Annotated in this window: 1 protein-coding gene; it reads right to left on the minus strand. The window is 66.2% G+C overall.

Features of this window, described 5'->3' with window-relative positions:
• Positions 1-104 precede the first annotated feature (104 nt).
• On the minus strand, positions 105-1,889 hold the full coding sequence (locus ACWD6R_RS40310; protein ID WP_451823306.1) for a reverse transcriptase domain-containing protein: 1,785 nt from the start codon (positions 1,887-1,889) through the stop codon (positions 105-107).
• Positions 1,890-2,421 lie beyond the last annotated feature (532 nt).

A 2,421-nucleotide genomic window follows, 5' to 3' on the forward strand; every position in this document is an offset into this window, starting at 1 on the left:
GAGTGAAGTAGACCGCCGACGAGGTGCCTCCGGCTGAGGTCCTTTTCCGACGGTCCCTTCCCGAACCGGGCGGGCGGCTTTCACCGCACCCGGCTCTCCAGCGGTCATTTCCGGGTGGTGGCTGTGCCCCGTCCCGCGTGGATGTCCTGGTGGCAACGGTCGCAGACCACGAGGGTCTTGCGTTTCCGCATGGCCATCAGGTGCGCCCACGGGGGCCGTTCCGGCCGCCCCGGCTTGGTGAGGTCGGCGAGTTTGCGGACGTGGTGGACCTGTAGCCCGGTGCGTCCCTCGCACATCTCGCACTGCCCGGCGAGGAGCCGATGGATCAGCTCGTTGCGTCGGGCGGTGGCCATGACGGGCCGGCGGTCGGTGATGACAGCGGTGCGCTGCCGTTTGAGGGGGATCCCGCCGAAGCGGGCGATCAGTGGCTTCCTGCCCCTGTCGCGCTGCACTGTGACCTGGAAGCAGGTCCGCCGGCCCTCGGGGGTGTCGATGGTCGCCTTGTATCTGCGGGCCATCTTCGCGACGGCCGACTTGTGCTTCCCGGCCAGGGTCTTGAGCATCGAGGTCTCCATGACCCAACGCAGCGGTGCCAGGCGGAACACGTCCTGGGCAAGCAGGTAGTACTGGACGAACCCGCGATACTCGGACCCGTACTTGGCGACGATGGTGAAGTCCTCGTCGTGCAGCAGCGGGCCGCGCTGAGCGGGTTTTCCCTTGCTCATGTAGCGGGCGCATCTGTCCCGGATCACGGTCCTGGGCACGAACAGGCCGATCGCGCCGTTGACCGCCCGACGGTTCCGGGTGATCTTCGTGTCGGCGTGCTGTGCTCTGATCTCGTAGCCGAGGAAGTGCGCCGCCTGGCTGGTGGCGTGGGTGATCAGGGTCTTGGGCTCGGACAGTTCCAGTTTGAGCTCGTCGTGCAGGAACGTCCGGATCCTGGCCTTGATCTCCTCGGCTTCGTGCTTGGGACCGGCGAACCCGAGCAGGAAGTCGTCGCAGTACCGCACGTACCGAAGCCGCCGGTAGCCGGGATCGTTCGGGTCCTGGCTCGGCAGGGTGCGGCGTTCGCGCCGCAGCGCGAGCACCGCCTCCCGGTCGCCGTGCCGGGTCGCCCGTCTGATCCGGTTCTCGACGTTCTGGTACGCGGGGTGCTTGCCCCGACGCCTGCCCCGGCCGTAGTCCGGTATGAGCTGCTGTTCAACGAACCGGTCGAAGCGGTCCAGGTAGATATTGGACATGACGGGTGAGGCGATCCCGCCCTGCGGACAGCCGCTGAGCGTGTCGTGCCACCGCCAGTCCTCCAAGTACCCGGCCTTGAGCATCCGTTCGATCAATTGCAGGAACCGGCCGTCATGGATGGTCTCCGCCAGCGTCGAGAGCAGAAAATCATGATCAAGACTCCCGAAGCAGTCGGAGATGTCTCCTTCGATGAACCAGTGCGTTCCCTTCCATACCTCCACCACCTCGCTCAGCGCGGTGTGGCAGCCCCGTGCGGGGCGGAAACCATGGGAGTGATCGCTGAACGTCGGTTCGTAGTACGCCTCAAGCAGCAGGCGCACCACCTCCGCGACGATCTTGTCGCTCCACGGCGGCATGCCCAACGGGCGCTTCCCGGTCTTCTTCGGGATGTAGACCCGTCTGGCCGGGGACCACCGGTAGGACTCCGCACGCAGAGCCCCGATGATCCGGTCGATCTTGGCCAAGGACATGCCGTCCACGGTCTCGCTGGTGACCCCCGGCGTCATCGCACCCTTGTTGGCGTAGATGCGCCCGTAGGCCAGCAGGAACAACTCCTTGTTGAACAGCTGCCGGTACAGCCTCTCCAACGGCAGGCCGCGCCTGCCGCGTTCCCGGATGACGCCCAGCACGGTTTCAGCGCTCTGCATTTCGCATCCCTCCCCGCCTGTACGTCTTGATCACCTGTGCCCCTTCGCCCTGCGGTCCGGCTTTCCCGGCCTCCTTGGCAGGTCGTCACTCCTGCGACTACTACGGGCACTCCGTCGCCATAGGGCTCGCGCCCCGTAGGCGATCCCGCGGTACGTCCTCGCTGTACGTATCGAGCACGACGTAGGCCGCCCACTCATCCCCTTGACCACCCTCGCTGGGCGGCGATCCACGCCGTGGAGGTTGCCCAGGCCCACGGTTCCGGCCCGGACACGGCGCGACGTCGGTTACAGGCGTCATTCCGACGGTGCGTCACTTTCACTCTGGGGATTGGGCTTCAAGCAATCCAGCCTTGGCCATATCGCGCGGGTCTCGCGGTACCACGCCCTGAACGCCTCCGAGACGTCCACCGCTTCCCTGACATGCTGTTGTCCCCTTCAGCTTTCGCCTCCAGGTAGGTCAGGCGACCCAAGAACCTCCCTCCAAGTTCCTCCCGACTGCGTCGGGGATACAGCGAAGCGCCTCACGGCGCAC

The organism is Streptomyces sp. NPDC005151 (assembly GCF_053599875.1).

Coding starts and splice junctions, on each gene's coding strand:
- ACWD6R_RS40310 (WP_451823306.1), bottom strand. CDS start 1,889: ATGCAGAGCGCTGAAACCGTGCTGGGCGTCATCCGGGAACGCGGCAGG.